Origin of the sequence: Microbulbifer sp. MI-G (genome assembly GCF_030440425.1) — a bacterium.
Lineage (GTDB): Bacteria > Pseudomonadota > Gammaproteobacteria > Pseudomonadales > Cellvibrionaceae > Microbulbifer > Microbulbifer spongiae.
This window is the reverse complement of the sequence record NZ_CP098023.1, coordinates 524,474-542,500: the sequence shown is the minus strand read 5'-3', so window position 1 is coordinate 542,500 and position 18,027 is coordinate 524,474. Positions and strand designations below refer to the sequence as shown.

At 56.4% G+C, this 18,027-nt stretch carries 12 protein-coding genes (1 of these 12 running past the window's edge); 3 read left to right on the top strand and 9 right to left on the bottom strand.

Annotation, left to right across the window (positions count from 1 at the left end):
- The 3 genes in view from ilvC to M8T91_RS02200 are tightly spaced (at most 24 nt apart) and all read right to left on the bottom strand, a layout consistent with a single transcriptional unit that may run on beyond the window.
- On the bottom strand, positions 1-561 hold the 5' portion of the coding sequence (gene ilvC, locus M8T91_RS02210) for a ketol-acid reductoisomerase (protein WP_301416405.1). Its footprint begins 465 nt before the window's first position; only the first 561 of its 1,026 coding nucleotides appear in the window; it begins with the start codon at positions 559-561; the stop codon falls past the left edge of the window.
- A 24-nt stretch (positions 562-585) separates the two neighbouring features.
- Complete coding sequence (ilvN, locus tag M8T91_RS02205) at positions 586-1,077, bottom strand: acetolactate synthase small subunit (RefSeq protein ID WP_301416403.1); 492 nt, start codon at positions 1,075-1,077, stop codon at positions 586-588.
- A gap of 10 nt (positions 1,078-1,087) precedes the next feature.
- Complete coding sequence (locus M8T91_RS02200; protein ID WP_301416401.1) at positions 1,088-2,824, bottom strand: acetolactate synthase 3 large subunit; 1,737 nt, start codon at positions 2,822-2,824, stop codon at positions 1,088-1,090.
- A 411-nt stretch (positions 2,825-3,235) separates the two neighbouring features.
- Here M8T91_RS02200 and M8T91_RS02195 point away from each other — a divergent pair, with 411 nt between their 5' ends.
- Positions 3,236-3,712 (top strand): DUF4124 domain-containing protein, encoded by a 477-nt coding sequence (locus tag M8T91_RS02195; RefSeq protein WP_301416399.1) that lies wholly within the window; start codon positions 3,236-3,238, stop codon positions 3,710-3,712.
- A gap of 437 nt (positions 3,713-4,149) precedes the next feature.
- On the opposite strand, the gene M8T91_RS02190 is transcribed toward M8T91_RS02195, so the two are convergent.
- The 5 genes from M8T91_RS02190 to rluD form a co-directional block, all read right to left on the bottom strand.
- On the bottom strand, positions 4,150-7,224 hold the full coding sequence (locus tag M8T91_RS02190) for an efflux RND transporter permease subunit (RefSeq protein ID WP_301416397.1): 3,075 nt from the start codon (positions 7,222-7,224) through the stop codon (positions 4,150-4,152).
- Between the two features lie 18 nt (positions 7,225-7,242).
- Positions 7,243-8,277, bottom strand: coding sequence for an efflux RND transporter periplasmic adaptor subunit (locus tag M8T91_RS02185; protein WP_301416395.1), 1,035 nt, complete (start codon positions 8,275-8,277; stop codon positions 7,243-7,245).
- Positions 8,278-8,765: 488 nt separating this feature from the next.
- The gene (gene clpB, locus M8T91_RS02180) at positions 8,766-11,369 is read right to left on the bottom strand and encodes an ATP-dependent chaperone ClpB (protein WP_301416393.1); all 2,604 of its coding nucleotides are present in this window, start codon (positions 11,367-11,369) and stop codon (positions 8,766-8,768) included.
- A 335-nt stretch (positions 11,370-11,704) separates the two neighbouring features.
- Complete coding sequence (gene pgeF, locus M8T91_RS02175; RefSeq protein ID WP_301416391.1) at positions 11,705-12,478, bottom strand: peptidoglycan editing factor PgeF; 774 nt, start codon at positions 12,476-12,478, stop codon at positions 11,705-11,707.
- Between the two features lie 91 nt (positions 12,479-12,569).
- The gene (gene rluD, locus M8T91_RS02170) at positions 12,570-13,523 is read right to left on the bottom strand and encodes a 23S rRNA pseudouridine(1911/1915/1917) synthase RluD (RefSeq protein ID WP_301416389.1); all 954 of its coding nucleotides are present in this window, start codon (positions 13,521-13,523) and stop codon (positions 12,570-12,572) included.
- A gap of 100 nt (positions 13,524-13,623) precedes the next feature.
- On the opposite strand from rluD, the gene M8T91_RS02165 reads away from it, so the two are divergent.
- Positions 13,624-14,574 carry an outer membrane protein assembly factor BamD gene (locus M8T91_RS02165; protein ID WP_301416387.1) on the top strand — a complete coding sequence of 317 codons (951 nt, stop codon included), beginning with the start codon at positions 13,624-13,626 and terminating at the stop codon, positions 14,572-14,574.
- 53 nt (positions 14,575-14,627) lie between these two features.
- Here M8T91_RS02165 and M8T91_RS02160 read toward each other — a convergent pair whose 3' ends face one another.
- Positions 14,628-16,256, bottom strand: a complete 1,629-nt coding sequence (locus M8T91_RS02160) for an NAD+ synthase (RefSeq protein ID WP_301416385.1) — start codon at positions 16,254-16,256, stop codon at positions 14,628-14,630.
- Between the two features lie 86 nt (positions 16,257-16,342).
- On the opposite strand from M8T91_RS02160, the gene M8T91_RS02155 reads away from it, so the two are divergent.
- Positions 16,343-17,938, top strand: coding sequence for a sensor histidine kinase (locus M8T91_RS02155; RefSeq protein ID WP_301416383.1), 1,596 nt, complete (start codon positions 16,343-16,345; stop codon positions 17,936-17,938).
- Positions 17,939-18,027 lie beyond the last annotated feature (89 nt).

Genomic DNA, 18,027 nt, shown 5'->3' with positions numbered 1-18,027 from the left:
TTCTTCACGAAAATTGGTTTCGATAATGCCAGAACGGCCGCCGCCATTGGCAGAGGCATAAGACAGGGCGAGATTCTTGGCCTTACCGGAGGCATCCTGGTAAACCGCAATCAAGGTCGGAACACCGCCGCCCTCAAGATAGGTGGAGCGCACGGTATGGCCAGGCCCCTTGGGGGCGACCATAATTACATCCACATGCTGCGGTGGCTCAATCAGCTCAAAGTGCACATTAAAACCGTGGGCAAAAGCCAGGGCGGCACCGGGCTTCAGATTTGGTGCTATCTGTTCCCTGTAAATACTGGCCTGATATTCATCCGGCGCAAGGATCATTACGACATCCGCGTCCTTCACCGCATCTGGCACCGTGGCCACGCGCAGGCCGGCACTCTCGGCCTTGCTGCGGGAGCTGGAGTCCTTCCGCAGACCGACGACCACACTGGCAACACCAGAGTCCCGGAGATTATTGGCATGGGCATGGCCCTGGGAGCCATAACCGATAATCGCTACATTTTTTTCGCGAATTAAAGAGAGATCACAATCTTTATCGTAATAAACTTGCATAGCTGTATTCCTGTTTCCTGCCATTTATAGACTTAACACTTTCTCACCGCGGGCGATACCGGAGACACCCGAACGCACCACTTCCATAATGGTGTGCTCACCTAACGCCTGTAGGAATGCATCGAGTTTTTCCCCGGTCCCGGCAACCTGAACGGTATATATGCTGCTATTCACGTCCACGATCTGGCCGCGGAAAATATCGACAGTGCGCTTTACCTCATCGCGCTGGGCGCCGTTTGCGCGCACCTTCACCAGCAGCAACTCCCGCTCAATATGTGAACCTTCGGTGAGATCCACCAGCTTGATCACGTCCACCAGCTTATTCAGGTTTTTTGTAATCTGCTCAATCTTGCGGTCATCACCGATCGTTACCAGAGTGAGGCGCGACAGCGTATTGTCTTCAGTTGGCGCCACGGTGAGACTCTCGATGTTGTATCCACGCTGGGAAAACAGTCCCACCACACGGGACAAGGCACCCGGCTCGTTTTCCATCAAGACTGAAATAATTCTACGCATCGACCTTCCCCTAAGTCCGTTCGGTCTTGCTCAGCCACATATCACGCATGGAGCCATTTGGCATTACCTGCATCGGATACACGTGTTCGGAGGGATCGACGTACACGTCGATAAACACCGTGCGATCCCTCTCGGCAAAGGCTTCCTGTAGTTTTATATGCAGTTCCTCACGCCGTTCAATCTTCACACCCAGGTGCCCGTAGGCGCCAGCGAGCTTGACGAAATCCGGCAGGGATTCTTCGTAGACACTGTTGGAAAGGCGACCCTCGTACTGCATTTCCTGCCACTGCTTCACCATTCCGAGCGCCTGATTATTGAGACACAGGATTTTTATCGGCAGGCGATATTGGGTAGCCGTAGACAATTCCTGAATACACATCTGGATGCTGCCCTCGCCCGTGACACACACAACCTCTTTGTCCGGGTGAGCGATTTTCACCCCCAGCGCTGCAGGCAAACCAAAACCCATGGTGCCCAGGCCGCCGGAGTTGATCCATTGCCGGGGCTTGTCAAACAGATAGTATTGAGCGGCGAACATCTGGTGCTGTCCAACGTCGGAGGTGACGAACGCTTCGCCCTCTGTCATATCATAAACTGCACGAATGACTTCCTGGGGCATAATCAGGGCGCCATCGGTCTGGTAGCGCGGTGCGGTGTAGAGACCATGGCGCTCACGCCAGTCGTCTATTTGGCGCCACCAATCCACTATCGCGGACTGGTCCGGTTGCTCCTCAGTGGACTTGAGTATCTCTAGCATTTCACCCAGTACAAATGCCACCGTACCGACAATGGGGATATCGGCGATAATGGTTTTGGATATTGAGGCGGGGTCAACATCGATATGGATGATCTTAGCCCCGGGGCAAAACTTGCCCGGGGTATTGGTAACACGATCATCGAAACGCGCCCCCACTGCCAGGATCACATCCGCATGGTGCATGGCGGTGTTGGCCTCGAAAGTTCCATGCATACCGAGCATGCCGAGAAAGCGCCTATCGCTGCCGGGGAAAGCACCGAGCCCCATCAGGGTATTGGTCACCGGGTAATTCAGGCGCCGCGCCAACTCGGCCAGCAGGGCCGCGCCCCCACCCTGCACCACGCCGCCCCCGGCATAAATCACCGGGCGGTGCGCCGACAACAGCAGGGCCACCGCCTTGCGGATCTGGCCAGCGTGTCCCTTGCCCGCCGGGGTATAGGAGCGCATGCGCAGCTTTTCAGGATAGCGATAGGGGAAACGTTCCGACGGATTGGTCACGTCCTTGGGGATATCGATCACCACCGGGCCGGGCCGGCCGGTACGGGCGATATAAAACGCCTTTTTCACCACCTCTGGAATGTCTTCTGCGTTTTTGACCAGGAAACTGTGCTTCACCACCGGGCGTGAACAACCCACCATATCGGTTTCCTGAAAGGCATCCTCACCGATCTTATCCCTGGGCACCTGACCCGATATCACCACCATGGGAATAGAATCCATACAGGCAGTGGCGATTCCGGTAATGGCATTGGTGGCACCCGGACCGGAAGTCACGAGCACCACGCCCACCTTGCCGGTAGAACGGGCATAACCGTCCGCAGCGTGAGTAGCACCCTGCTCGTGACGCACCAGTATGTGTTTGATCGACTTCTGTCGAAAAATGGCATCGTAGATATGCAGGGCCGAACCGCCCGGATACCCAAAAAGCAAATCGACCCCCTCATCCTGCAGCGCGCGAACCAACATATCGCCGCCGGAAAGTAATTCCACTTGCGTCTCCTCAATTTCCTCGCCTGATAGGATATTTATCACCAAAAACCCGATTATCTATCTTCATAAAAGAATGCCGGGCGGCAATTATAGGGGCAAACCGGGATAAATATCATCCTTTTGTGGGCTTGCATGCTGATTTTTAGGATGGACAAATCGGATACAGCCATCACTCAGTCCAAAGGGGACACTCCGGTGGCCGGCGCCAATGCAACACGATGATCCGCTAGTGGATTGCAGTAACTCCCCGTGCAGGGGGGAACCTTCGGCTAGCAGGAATGACCGATTCCAACAGTTGACCCTGGCGGTCAATCGGTATACGAATCAAAATGTTAAAAGCGTTGCAGGAAAATCTGCCGATACCGGTACAATGCGACAGATAGGGCAATAAAGGACCAAAGGGGAAGTTCAATGCGCATCGCGCTCGCAATACTATTTTCCAGCCTGGCACTGACCGCACAGGCCAACGGTATCTACAAGTGGGTGGATGAAAACGGTGTAGTGCACTTCGGCGAGCAACCGCCCAATAATGCCGACGTGGAAGTGATCAAGAAGCCCAAATCCGAGCGCTACAAGCAATGGGAAGCTGGGCAACAGTCGGCACTGGCTGCAGGGGAACCCAAAGCGCTGACCCCCAAGCACACAACTGAGAAAAAGCCGGCAGGCCAACCCGAGCGACAATCTGTACAAGTGGAAAAGGAGATTGCCCGGGCTGAAGCGGCCGCAAGGGCGCAGCGTTGTCAGGCATCCCGGAAAACCCTGAAGACATTGACCAGCCACGCGCGTGTGCGGGAGATGGACGAGAGTGGCAACCTGCGTATGCTGGGAGAGGATGAGCGGCAGCGGCGCATCGCCCAGGAGCAGCAAAGCATCCGCAAAAACTGCTAGGGCGCCACTTATTGCCCCGCCTTGGCTTTCCCAGTCATAAACACTTTCCCGGGGTGTAGCGGAAAATGTACCCCCAAAACTAGACGAAACCAAGACTCTCTATAAAATCGTGCCTTTGGGTTTGGCAATACAATAGACCAAAACGCTCAGCACGCGTTTCGTGCCTTTGCACAGTATTGGCCCCGGCTTGACACCCCCTTTATGAATCTGTGCCTCCACCTGTTCGCTGCAATATCCGGGGCCCATCCCCAGCCCTGCAACCCAAAAGGCCGGTGTTCCCTGCCAGCCAGAGCCCGATTCTACCCAGAGAACTGCGGGTGCAGCACGCTCCCTGTTCAACCGGGTGCAAATCGCCTTACCCCGGTCAATCCCACAGCAACAAAATCCGTAAGACCGGTTCAACACCCGGGGAGACTGTCCCCAACAAGTTCCCCGCGTTAGTTTCTTCGGCTTCGACTGTCTGCCCTAACGGCATAATCGCGACCCAGATACAAATACATGGCCGGTACTACAAACAATGTGAACAGCGTTCCGATAGTCATGCCCGTGGCGATCACCAGGCCCATGGCAAAACGGGCCCCCCCACCGGGGCCTGAGGCAATCAATAAAGGCACCATAGCCAGCACCAGCGATGCTGTTGTCATCAAAACCGGGCGCAGGCGAATTGAGGTGGCCCGTTCAACCGCCGCGCGCTTGTCCACCCCGCCCATTTGCAACCTGTTGGCAAATTCAACAATCAAAATACCATGCTTGGAGATGACCCCAATCAGGGTCACCAGCCCCACTTGGGTATAGATATTCAGCGTGGTCAATCCGAGACTGACAAAAATCATGGCACCACTGACGCTCATGGGGACAGTGACCAACATAATCAAAGGGTCGCGCCAGGATTCAAACTGCGCTGCCAGAACCAGATAAATCACAACCAGTGCAAAGAAGAAAGTCGTCACCAAAGCCGAACCTTCCGACTGAAACTGACGCGACTGGCCGGAGTAATCCACCGAGTACTCCGCTGGCAGTATTGCACTGGCGGCATCTTCCAGCACAGAGAGAGCTTCACCCAGAGTAATATCGGAACGCGGCACCCCGGAAATGGTGACCGCATTGAGTTGCTGAAAGCGCTTCAACTGCTGGGGCTCCACCGTTTCCCTTAATGTTACCAGGGTACTGACCGGAACGAGATCGCCGTTAATTGCACGAATATAGTACTGCCCCAACTGTTGCGCAGCCAAACGATCAACGCGCTCCACCTGGGGAATCACCTTGTAGCTGCGGTTGTCCAGAGAGAATCGATTGATATAGGCGCCGGAGAGCATCGCGCCCAGATCGCGGCTCAGGTCCACCATTTCCACACCCATAGTGGCCGCTTTGTCGCGGTCGATTTCAATAACCACTTTGGGTTTGTCAATCTTCAGATCTGAGTCGAGAAAGATAAACTTTTTGCTTTCCAGTGCCCGGGACATAATCTCACTGGCAACATAAGCCAGGTTTTCCACGGGCTCAGCGGCACCGACTACAAATTCCACTGGCAGCTGCCCGCCCGCAGTCGGCAGGCTCGGCGGTACTACCACAGCAACTTTCAGACCTGCAATTTGCTGCACATCTTTACTGATCAGTACCTGCATTTGTTCTGTATCCTGATCACGCTTTTTCCAGGGGGCCAGCACAAAGCCCGCTGTGGCATTGTTGACTCTACTGCTGAAGGTGCCGGCACCATTCAAGAGAAACAAGTTATCCACTGCGCTGTAACGCTCGGCAATATCATTGAGCTGCCCGCTATACTGCTCGACATAATCCAGAGTCGCATAGGGGTCTGCGGTAGAGATGGTGAGTACAAGCCCGCGATCCTCCGTGGGCTCCAGCTCCCTCGGTGAGGTGACGAACAGGAAATAGCAACTCGTCAACACAATCAAGCCAAAAACCAGAATAACCCGGCGCTCATCCAGTGCATTGTGCAGGCGTTTCTCAAAGCCTGCTTGCAGGCGCCCGAACTGGCGCTCCAGCCAGGTTTCCAGGCGGGTACCACCGCCATCGTGGGGCTTGAGGATTCTGGACGCCATCATTGGCGACAGGGTCAGCGCCACCACACCGGACAGCAGTACGGCGCCAGCCAGAGAGAAAGCAAATTCAATAAAGAGGATACCGGTAAGCCCACCGAGAAACCCGATGGGGATATACACCGCAATCAGCGTGGTGGTCATTGCAACCACGGGCCAAGCCAGTTCACGCGCACCGACAATGGCCGCCTCACGGGGTGACAGCCCCTCCTCAATATGTCGATACACGTTTTCCAAAACGATAATCGCATCGTCCACCACGATACCAATGGCCAACACCATACTGAGCAACGTCAGCAGGTTGATAGAAAAACCCATCAACAACATCAAAAAAAGTGCGCCGACCAAGGATAGAGGCAATGCGATTGCCGGTATCAGCACACTGCGTACAGAGCCGAGAAACAGGTAGATCACTGCAATCACAATCAACACGGCTTCGACGATGGTTTGCACTACCTCGGCAATGGCGTCCTGAATATATTCGGTGCTGTCATAGGGGATTTCCCCCAATATGCCCTTGGGCAGTTGTGGAAAAATTTCTTTTTCCAGTTTCAGCCTGACCCGCTTGATTACGTCCAGGGAATTCGCATTGGGTGCCACCTCAATGGCAATAAAAGTGGCGGTCTGGCCATTGAAAGTCACCGAACTGTCGTAGGACTCGGCACCCAGTTCAATCTCAGCCACATCACCGAGACGCACCAGCTGATCGCCGGTGGCACGCACCACCAACTGGCGAAAATCCATTTGCCGGGCAATATCCGTATCCGCACGTATCTCCATGGCCACCCGCGAGCTCTTGGTTGCCCCCACAGCGGACAGCACATTATTGTCGCGCAGCGCGTTGGCCACATCCGCAGGTGTCACCTCCAATGCCGCCATCTCTTTGGGATTCAGCCACGCGCGCATGGCGAAAGTACTGTTGCCAAGCAGGCGGGCACGCTGCACACCGGCAATGCTCGCCAGCTTGGGCTGTACCACCCGGGTCAGGTAATCTGTGATCTGGTTGTTGGCGAGAATATTTGAAGAGAACGACAGGTACATAGCCGCAGTGGTCTCCCCCTGCTGCATTTCCACACTGGAATCCTCGGACTCCTCGGGGAGATCACTGCGCAGTTTATTAACCTTGGCAACAACCTGAGTCAACACTTCATTGGGGTCGTAGTCAAAGCGCACATAGGCGCGGATGGTAGAGAGGCCCTGCACACTGGTGGACACCATATAGTCAATGCCATCGGCAGTGGCAATTTCCTGCTCCAGAGGTGTGGTGATAAACCCTTGTACGAGACCGGAGTCAGCGCCCACATACTCGGTGGAAACCGTAATCACTGCATTTTCCAACTCGGGATACTGGCGTACATTGAGTTCCGTAATGGAGCGCAGTCCCAGCAGAAAAATAAACAGGCTGAGCACTGAAGCCAGCACCGGTTTGCGAATAAAAATCTCTGTAAAGTTCACCGGCGCACCCAGTGCTGGTCAACTGTTGTCAGGCTTGGGGGCAGGGTTATCCGGCGGCTTGTTTTCATTGTTGATAATTGCCGGCCCACCATTGCGCAATTTCAGCAGGCCACTGCTGGCAACCACATCCCCCTGCAGCAAGCCCTGCACGATTTCCACCAGATCGCCACGCTCTTCGCCGGTTTTTACAAACCGTTTGTTGGCAACCATCTCACCACTCTGCGCGTCCTTCTCCAGCACAAAAACGGACACACCATAAGACGCAAAAACCAGGGCAGTGCGCGGTACCACGAGTACCTGGCGACTCGCATCCACCAATACCGCCACCTGGGCGAACATGCCGGGGCGCAAGTGTTTTTTGGGGTTGTTAAGGGTTGCCTGTATCAGGAAGTTGCGGGTGGTATTATCCACTTGGGGATCTACTGCAGTAATTTTCCCATGGTAGGTATTTCCGGGGAATGCATCGGTAGTCAGGACAACCGCAATACCCGGTTTCACCATGGAGTAGGCCTGCTCGGGCAGAGAAAAATCAACAAAGATAGGGTCCAGTTGCTGTAGTGACACAACCGCTTCCCCCGGGCTGACATTCTGACCCAGATCGATACGGCGAATCCCCAGTACACCGCTAAATGGGGCCACTACTCTGCGCTGATCGACTCTGGCGCGCTGCACTTCAATATTGGCAACCACCTGGTCCAGTGTACTGCGCGCGCTGTCCAGATCCGCTTCCGTAGTAACCCCGCGTTTTGTGAGAGTGTCAATGCGTGCAAAATTACGCCGAGCGAGACGTAATTCCGCATCCAGCACCTGTAACTGGGCTTTTTCCGGCTCGGCAAAAATTTCTGCCAGCAGATCCCCCTTGTGTGCATATTGGCCGGACTTGAAATGGATGGCACTGACAACCCCCTCGGCTTCGGTGGTGACTTCCACGCCATTGATGGCCCGGACAGTGCCGACCCCACTTAAATCCTCACGCCAAGATTGTATTGTTGCCGTCGTGGAAGTCACGGTGGCCGCCGGCAGGGGCATGGTATCGAGAAACTGATTCATCATGTACCAGCCAAAAAACTTGAAAGCAAAAATGCCGCCGAACAACACCAAACATCCCAGCAGCATCAACCCCATGCGTTTGCTAATAATTTGCCCTCGACCACTAACTCACGAATGTTTCCGACAAACCAGTTCCGAATGTTGAGAAAACGCTGCCCGAACCTGAACGGGCTACAAGATTCAGTTTACGAATAAATCAAGACGCACGCCGTTAAACCCCTATACATTTCCGCACAGAAGCCGCATCAATAGATTTATGAAGATTATTGCGCTTGCCAGCCACAAAATAGAGGAAACGCCAGCACTCGCTGGCGTCTCTTATTCACTCTGCAACCCCAACGACACTGACAACCGCTGGGGTTCACCATGGGACTGTCGAACCCGCTCAGAGGGACATCTGTAGACTCCACCGGGCACTGATGTCCCGAGGCGGTACCCTGCGACAGGCGCCGGGAACCCCCTTTGGTCACTCCCGGAGGCGCTTGGCAAGATTAACGGAATACAGCTTGGCCACCCTCTATATCGGCCTGGATGGTAGCGCCGGGCACGAATTTTCCCGCCAGTACATCCTGCGCCAGAGGGTTTTCCAACCAGACCTGTATGGCGCGCTTGAGTGGGCGCGCACCATACACCGGGTCAAATCCCACTTCCGCCAGTTTATCCAGCAGGGCCTCGGACACTTCCAGTTTCAAATCGCGCTCACTGAGGCGGCGGCACAGTTGACTTAGCTGGATTTCCGCAATGGCGCGCACCTCTGCTTTGTCGAGGGGGTGGAATACCACAACCTCGTCAACGCGATTAATAAACTCGGGGCGGAAATGATCGCCCACGACCTCCATAACCGCATTTTTCATCTGGCGATAGCGAATTTCAGCATCCAGGTCGTCACCTTCTTCCGCCGAGGCCATCTTCTGGATTAAATCCGAACCCAGATTCGAGGTCATTACCACCACGGTGTTGCGAAAGTCCACTGTATGCCCCTGGCCATCAGTCAAGCGGCCATCGTCGAGTACCTGCAAGAGGATATTAAAAACATCCGGGTGTGCTTTTTCCACTTCGTCGAGCAGCACCACGGAATAGGGTCTGCGCCGCACCGCTTCGGTCAGATACCCCCCCTCTTCATACCCCACATACCCCGGGGGCGCACCGATCAGGCGGGCAACTGAGTGTTTCTCCATAAACTCCGACATATCAATACGTACCATGGCGTCTTCGGTATCAAAGAGAAATTGCGCCAGGGCCTTGCAGAGTTCCGTCTTGCCGACACCGGTTGGACCGAGGAAGAGAAAAGAGCCGTTCGGACGATTCGGGTCTGCCAGGCCGGCACGGGAGCGACGAACGGCATTGGCAACCGCCTCTACGGCTTCCCCCTGCCCAATTACACGTGTGTGTAATGCCTCTTCCATACGCAGCAGCTTTTCCCGCTCTCCTTCCAGCATTTTCGCAACGGGAATACCGGTCCAGCGGGAAACCACCTCCGCCACCTCCTCATCAGTAACGCGGTTGCGCAACAGGCGCGGCTCCTCTGCAGCCTCGGTAGTGGCGGCTGAACTCAACTGTTGCTCCAACTGGGGAATCACTCCGTACTGGAGCTCCGACATTCGGGTGAGATCACCGGCCCGGCGCGCCGATTCCATGTCCAGCCTGGCCTGTTCGAGCTTTTCTTTCAGGTCGTGACTGCCGGCGAGCTGCGCCTTTTCCGCCTTCCACACCTCCTCGAGGTCGGCGTACTCTTTCTCCAACTGTAGGATTTCCTCCTCCAACTTGGCCAGGCGTTTCTGCGTGGCCTCATCGTCCTTGTCTTTTTTTACCGCTTCCCGCTCGATTTTCAGTTGGATCAGACGGCGCTCCAGCTTATCCATCGCCTCCGGCTTGGAATCGATTTCCATACGGATACGGCTGGCCGCTTCGTCGATCAAATCAATGGCCTTATCCGGCAACTGTCGATCGGTGATATAGCGCTGGGACAATTTCGTTGCGGCAATAATCGCAGAGTCTGTGATATCAACGCCATGGTGGACCTCGTAGCGTTCTTTCAGGCCGCGCAGGATCGCAATGGTGTCCTCTTCCGTGGGCTCGTCCACCAATACTTTCTGGAAACGGCGCTCCAGAGCCGCATCTTTCTCAATGTACTGGCGGTATTCGTCCAGGGTGGTGGCACCGACACAGTGCAGCTCTCCCCGAGCCAGGGCCGGTTTGAGCATATTGCCCGCATCCATGGCGCCCTCCGCCTTCCCGGCACCGACCATGGTATGCAGTTCATCGATAAACAGGATAATGCGCCCCTCCTGCTTGGACAGCTCATTGAGCACGGCTTTCAGGCGCTCTTCAAACTCCCCACGGAACTTGGCTCCGGCGAGCAGTGAACCCAGATCCAGGGACAGCAGGCGCTTGTCCTTGAGGCCTTCTGGTACCTCGCCATTCACGATGCGTTGCGCAAGGCCTTCCACAATTGCGGTTTTACCCACACCGGGCTCTCCGATCAGCACGGGATTGTTTTTGGTGCGGCGCTGTAATACCTGTATGGTGCGGCGAATTTCGTCATCTCGCCCAATCACCGGGTCCAGCTTGCCCGCCAGGGCGCGCTCGGTCAGGTCGAGTGTGTACTTGTCCAGGGCCTGGCGCGCCTCTTCGGCATTGGGGTCATCGACTGTTTCATTGCCGCGCACTTTCTGAATCGCTGCCTCCAGCTGCTTCAGGTCTCCATTGGCTTTCAGGATTTTGGATATCTCTCCCGCGGCGGAGTCAAAGGCTGCAATCAGTACCGTCTCACTGGATATAAAACTGTCGCCGTTTTGCTGTGCTTTTTTATCGGTGAGATTCATCAGCCTCACCAGTTCCTGGGACATGCCCACATCGCCAGTCGGGGCGCTGACCGTCGGCAGGTTGTCCAGCCTTTTGGCCAGGTCATTGCGTAGGCCACTGAGATTAAAACCCGCCTGGGACAGGAACGCCGGGACACTGCCGTTGTTTTGATTGAGCAGCGCAAGAATCAAGTGCTCCGGGTATATCTGGTTGTGATCGCGGCCGATCGCCAGGGATTGCGCGTCGGCAAAGGCAGCCTGCAGCGGGTTTGTCATTCGGTCTATTCGCATGAACGAAACCTCTCCTACTCGGTGTTTGATGAGGCACTGCTAAAGTGGTGCCATTTTGGCGCCACGCCTTCAGTGTAGTGTTGGGAAGTAAAATAGGGGCAGGGAAAAGGTTTTCAATGATTTCAATCAACGTGAGAGCATTTCCGCAGGAGTGCGAGACAGCCGGCGAGTTTATCGTTGCTTTTCCACTCTTTGCACCAGTGAAGCCCCTTGCGTTACCCGGACTTCACCCCCATTTCAAGAGACCCAGTGCGGGATAAGGCTTGGCAGCGATTGCTCAAGCACTGCGACTTCACTCTCTGCGACCCACAGCCCCCTTTCAATACCAGGGGTACCTAGCGAGGGTGATCCGCCAGCCAGATCAAAGTAGCCATGCGGCCGGTGGTCTTCTCTCTTCGATAGGAAAAGAACTGATCGGGCTCAGTTACCGTACAATACGTCCCCGCGTAAACAGCCTCGACGCCGAGCGCCATAAGCTCTGCGCGGGCCAGGGCATAGATATCAGCGAGAAAATGCAGGGGCTTTTGTCTATGGGGGCGAAAGCACTGGGCGATGGCCCGGGTATGGGCAACACTCTGGGCATTGCCAAAGAAGGCCTCCAAGACCTCGACCCCTGTTTCGAAGGCGTCGGGCCCAATTGCGGGACCGAGCCATACCAATAAATCTGCCGGGTCACAATCGAGCGCAATAACCGTATTGCGCAAAACCCCGTTGGCCAGCCCGCGCCAGCCTGCATGCGCCGCTGCCACTCTGGTGCCCGCCTTGTCGCAGACGAGCACCGGCAGACAGTCAGCAGTGAGTACCGCGCAGACAGTGCCCGTGCGCAAACTGAAACTGGCGTCCGCAGTGCGCACCAGGGCATCGTTACGGGCTTCGACTATCCTGTCGCTGTGGATCTGCTCAAGCCACTGGGGTACAGCCGGCAGCTGCATTTCATCGCACAACTGCCGGCGATTGGCAGCCACGGCGGATTCCTCGTCTCCCACATGGGTGGCGAGGTTGAACGAAGCGAAGGCGCCACTGCTGTGCCCGCCACTTCGCAGACTGGTGACGGCGCGTACAGATGGCGCAGCCGGCCATGAGGGAATCAGGTAGTGTCCACGGGGCATGGGTATATCCAGCTTTTGCCTTACACGTTTTCCAGAGACAAACGGGGTCGACACCACTGGACCGGACCCGCCTGAATGAACACTCGACGCGTTAGATGCTGTCAGCACCGAGTAAGTCGAGCAGGTCCAGCATATCCGCAGGCATGGGCGCATACCAGTGCATTTCCTCGCCACTGAGCGGGTGCACCAGGGCCAGCTCTGCGGCGTGCAAGGCCTGCCGGGGGAACTGCTGCAGGGCCTGGACCAGTGCTGCAGATGCCCCCGGTGGCAACTTGGACCGGCCCCCGTAGAGTGGATCGCCCACCAGTGGATGTCGGATATGGGCCATATGCACACGGATCTGGTGGGTGCGCCCGGTTTCCAGTTGGCAGCGCAGTAGTGTATGGGCAGGGAAACGTCGCTGTACCCGGTAGTGGGTAACGGCCTCCTTGCCGCCAACGTTCACAACCGCCATTTTCAGGCGATTCTGGCGGTGACGGCCGATGGGAGCATCGACACACCCGGCCCCGGTGATGTAGCCCTGAACCAGGGCATCATACCGGCGACTGACCGTTCTCCGTTTTAACTGGTCCACCAGGCGTGCCTGGGCCGGCAGGGTTTTGGCGATGACCATCAAGCCGCTGGTGTCCTTGTCCAGGCGGTGCACTATCCCGGCACGGGGTATGTTCTGCAGGTGTGGACAGTGGTGCAGCAGGCCATTTAGCAGGGTGCCATCGGGATTACCGGCAGCGGGGTGGACGACCAGTCCGGCAGGTTTGTTGATGACGAGCAGGCTATTGTCTTCATAGACAATCGCCAGATCCAGGGGCTGAGCGCGCCAGGCGCCCTGGGCTTCCAGTTCTGCCCGCAGGCTGAGATGCTCACCGCCGGACAGCTTGTCTCTGGGCCTGGCGGGGGCGCCATTGAGCCTTAACTGGCCCCCTCTGATCCAGGATTGCAGGCGCGCACGGGAATAATCGGGAATTAATTCGGCTGCTACCTGGTCTAATCTTCGACCAGCCATATTGGCCGGAACTTCAATATCGACTTTCAGGGGGTCATTCATCAAGCAATTGCAAATACTTTGGGCAGCACCGCGACTGTGGTTAAATGTCCGGCGCGCCAGGTTGATCTTGGTGGATAGTTTAATAAGGTAGAGTGTGAGAATGATAGAGCGAAGGGCTATGCAGACCTGGAAAATGCTGTGGCTGGCCTTGGTATCCGCGATACTGGTTGCCTGCGCCAGCACTGACGATTCTGAAGAGGGTCTGCCCACCGGCAGTCGCACCGAACAGGCGTTCTACGAAGCGGCGCAGCGACAGCTCAGGACCGGCCAGTGGGATCTGGCGGTCAGGAACCTGCGCGCACTGGAGGATAATTTCCCCTTTGGCAACTATGCCGAGCAGGCCCAACTGGAGCTGATCTACGCCTACTACCGCAACTATGAGAACGATGCGGCCATCGCCGCTGCAGACCGCTTTATCCGTCTGCACCCGCAACATCGCAATGTGGACTACGCCTACTATATGAAAGGGCTATCCTCCTTTACGGAAGGCGCGGGTCTATTTGAACGTTTCCTGCCCACCGACATGACCCGTCGCGACCCCGGCTCCGCGCGGGAATCCTTCGCCTACTTCTCCCAGCTTATGGCCCGTTATCCCGAGAGCCGCTACGCTGTGGACGCGCAAAAGCGCATGATCCATCTGCGCAACCTGCTGGCGCGCTATGAAATTCACGTGGCCAATTACTACTTCAAGCGCGGCGCCTACCTCGCGGCTGCCAACCGGGGCCGCTACGTTGTGGAAAACTTCCAGCAAACTCCCGCGGTGCCGGACGCCCTCGCGGTGATGGTACAAGGTTACCACCTTCTGGAAATGCCGGAGCTGGAAGCCAACGCCCTCAGTGTTTTGCGCAACAATTACCCGAATCACCCCGCGTTCAACACAGATGGCACATTCAACTACAACTACTACAAGGGCGCCGCAGGCCGCAGTATCGTGCACCGCGCCACCCTTGGGCTATTTGAGAAATCCGACCCCCGCGGTTTTGACAGCCGCGAGCTGTACAATCCCGAGTACAACCGGGACGAGACTCCCCTGCCCCCGGAGTTGCTGTAAACCACACAATCGTACACGGCGCCACCGAGCGCCTTGTCTACCCCAACAGGCCGCTATTCGCCGGCCTTCCAGCCATTGGTAATGGGATAGCGGCGATCCCGCCCAAATCCCCGCTCCGATATTCTCACACCCACCGCGGCCTGTCGGCGCTTGTACTCATTGCGGGCTACCAGCTGCACGACCCGCTCCACAACTGCTCGCTCGAAACCACAGCGAATAATCTCCTCTGCACTGCAGTCGCGATCCACGTACAGGTTGAGAATCTGGTCCAATACCTCATAGGGCGGCAGGGTGTCGGAATCTATCTGGTCCGGGGCCAGCTCTGCGCTTGGCGGGCGGGTGATCACCGTCTCCGGAATGACCTTCGATAGGGTATTGCGATAGCGGGACAACTCAAATACCAGCACTTTGGGCACGTCTTTCAGGGCATTGAAACCCCCGACCATATCACCGTAGAGGGTGGCGTAGCCAACCGCCATTTCACTCTTATTACCGGTGGTGAGCACCATTGCACCCTTCTTGTTGGAAATGGCCATCAACAGCACACCGCGGGTGCGTGCCTGCAGATTTTCTTCCGTGGCATCCCGCTCGCTGCCGGCGAACTCCTGCGCCAAAGCCCCCATAAAGGCATCGAAGATGGGCTCGATACCGATTTCCCGGTAATGCACGCCGAGACGCCGGGCCTGGTCTGCAGCATCGCTCTTGCTCAGGTCCGAGGTATAGCGAAAAGGCATCATTACCGCCTCCACCCGCTCCTTGCCCAGTGCATCCACCGCAACAGCCAGGGTCAGGGCAGAGTCAATGCCCCCGGAAAGGCCCAATACCACCCCTTTGAAACCATTTTTGTTCACATAATCTCGCACCCCAAGTACCAGGGCCTGGTAGACAGATGCCAAATCACCCAGTGGTGGCGCAATGTCACCCTGCAGTGAGGCAACCCTGCCGTCCTGCTGGGAAATGGTTACCGGGAGTAACTGCTCCGAGAATTCCACCGCCCGTGCGCACACCTTGCCCCGGGCATCCACAACCAGTGAACCGCCGTCAAAAACCAGTTCATCCTGGCCACCGCACCAGTTGACATAGGCAATGGGAACCTGCCCCGCTCGCGCCTGCCTGGCCAACAACGCCAGACGCTGATGGGCCTTGCCGCGGTGGAAAGGCGAGGCATTGATATTCAGCATCAACCGTGCCCCCGCCGCTACCGTCTGCTGCAGGGGTTCGGGGTGCCAGATATCTTCACAAATGCTGATCCCAAGAGGCACGCCCTTGACCTCCACCACACAGGGTACCTCGCCATGGGTAAAATAGCGCCTCTCATCAAACACCTGGTAATTGGGGAGTTTTTGTTTGGCATATTCGGCCACCAGCGCACCGTCGACAATCAAACCCGCTGTATTGAACAGTTTGCCCTCCCGCTGCCAGGGATAACCCACAAGAATGGCGCAGGGGAGATTTGCCGCTTTCAACTGTGCCAACGCCACTTCGATGCGCTTTTGCATACTGGGACGCAGGAGCAGATCCTCCGGTGAATAACCACATAATGTCAGTTCGGGAAACAGGACCAACTCAGCACCGAATTCCCGATGGGCCCTGCGCGCAACCTCAATCACACTGGCGGTATTGCCGGGAATATCCCCCACCGAGGAATTGATTTGTGCCAGCACTAGTTGCAAAGTAGACATTATTGAACCTCGGGCAATACGGGCCGCTATTGTAACTCCTGTAGAGCCACAGGAACCCACTCCAATAACAATAACGGGCATCCACTTTGAGCACTCCCCCCGTCGGCAGCAAAGCAGCACCCCTTCAACACCGTCAACTCCTGCGTATTTGCGCAGTCTATCGCCTGGCCATCGCCCTGGTCCTACTGGGGGTTTTCTACTCAGACCTGGGCGCAGGCGCGCTGGGCGGATTCTCGCCGGCCCTGTTTCTCTATACCCTGGTTGTGTACATCCTGCTCAATTTTGGCTGGTTGGTTTTTTTGCGCAAGAGCGCCTATCGAGCGCGACGCACGCAGATCGGGATAATGCTTGGCAGTGATATTCTCGCCTTTTTGCTGCTGATCGAAGCCAGCGGCGGCCTCAATTCGGGCCTCGGCTACCTGCTACTCATCAACTGCTCCATCGGCTCCATTCTCCTGGATAGGCGCATGGGTGCCTTTTTTGCTGCCATCGCCAGCCTCGGCGTCATCGGCCTGCAACTGTTCAACCTGATGTCGGGGCGGGGAACAACACAGGATATTGTTGCCGCCGGGGGTCTCGGCCTGTTACTTTTCGCCACTGTCAGCGCTTTGCAATACTTGTCCGCACGCATCCGCAGCGCAAACCTGCGTGCCGAATTACAAAGTCGGCAAGCGGCGCATCTGCAGCGCCTGGCCGAGCAGATTATTGAACGTATGGATACCGGCGTTCTGGTACTGGGAACATCCGGCAAGCCGGAACTGATCAATCAGGCTGCAGAGCGGCTACTGGGCCCGCAGTTGCAAGCAGACAAAGCGCCGCCCGACGGCTTGTGCCGCTCTATTGGCGCATGGCGCAGCAAAAAAACTCCCGGCCATGCTCTGCTACAAGGGGAAAATGGCGTTGAGCTGCACCTCAATTTTGCCGACCTCCGGCACGATAGCGGGAGCAGCACTCTGGTTTTCGTCGAGGATAATCGCAAACTGACCGAGGCCGCCCAGAAATTAAAGCTCGCTTCCCTGGGGCACCTGACAGCCTCTATCGCCCACGAGGTGCGCAACCCCCTCGCGGCCATCAGCCACGCAGCCCAGCTCCTGTCAGAGTCCTCCCATCTGCGCCAGGAAGAACGCCATCTGACCGATATCATCTGCCGACAGAGCCAGCGGGTGAATCAGATTATTGAAAATGTGATGCAGCTATCGCGCCGCCGTGCCGGAGATCCCCAGGAGTACGACCTGACTGCCTGGCTGGAACAGTTTATTCAGGACTTCCGTGCCGGCACTACCGGCGGCGATGAAATTGAACTGGAGCTGCCCGAAGCGCCGCTCAGAACCCGCTTTGACGCTGCGCAAATGGCCCAGGTGGTCACCAACCTCACGGAAAATGCCCTGCACCACTCTCAGATTGCCACGGGCAGGCGCCACGCGGCAATCTGCGCTTACTACAATCCACAACGGGACTGTACCCAGCTGGATATCAAAGACAGTGGCCCGGGTGTACCAGAGGCACACCGCTCGAAGATTTTTGAACCATTTTTCACCACAGGCAACAAAGGCAGCGGGCTGGGCCTCTACATCGCCCGGGAATTGTGTGAAGCGAATAAAACCAACCTCTACCACTGTCGCAGCGCGGACAACAAGAGTTGTTTCAGGATTGAATTTGTACACGCATTTAGTGTAAGTTGATTTCGCTCAGGAATTCCTTTCAAAATACGGGGGATTATGAGCAAAGAATTTCTGTTATAAGCAACCTCGGCACCCCTGCCAGCACGATT

Coding starts and splice junctions, on each gene's coding strand:
- ilvN (WP_301416403.1), bottom strand. CDS start 1,077: ATGCGTAGAATTATTTCAGTCTTGATGGAAAACGAGCCGGGTGCCTTG.
- M8T91_RS02195 (WP_301416399.1), top strand. CDS start 3,236: ATGCGCATCGCGCTCGCAATACTATTTTCCAGCCTGGCACTGACCGCA.
- M8T91_RS02185 (WP_301416395.1), bottom strand. CDS start 8,277: ATGATGAATCAGTTTCTCGATACCATGCCCCTGCCGGCGGCCACCGTG.
- clpB (WP_301416393.1), bottom strand. CDS start 11,369: ATGCGAATAGACCGAATGACAAACCCGCTGCAGGCTGCCTTTGCCGAC.
- pgeF (WP_301416391.1), bottom strand. CDS start 12,478: ATGCCCCGTGGACACTACCTGATTCCCTCATGGCCGGCTGCGCCATCT.
- rluD (WP_301416389.1), bottom strand. CDS start 13,523: ATGAATGACCCCCTGAAAGTCGATATTGAAGTTCCGGCCAATATGGCT.
- M8T91_RS02165 (WP_301416387.1), top strand. CDS start 13,624: ATGATAGAGCGAAGGGCTATGCAGACCTGGAAAATGCTGTGGCTGGCC.
- M8T91_RS02160 (WP_301416385.1), bottom strand. CDS start 16,256: ATGTCTACTTTGCAACTAGTGCTGGCACAAATCAATTCCTCGGTGGGG.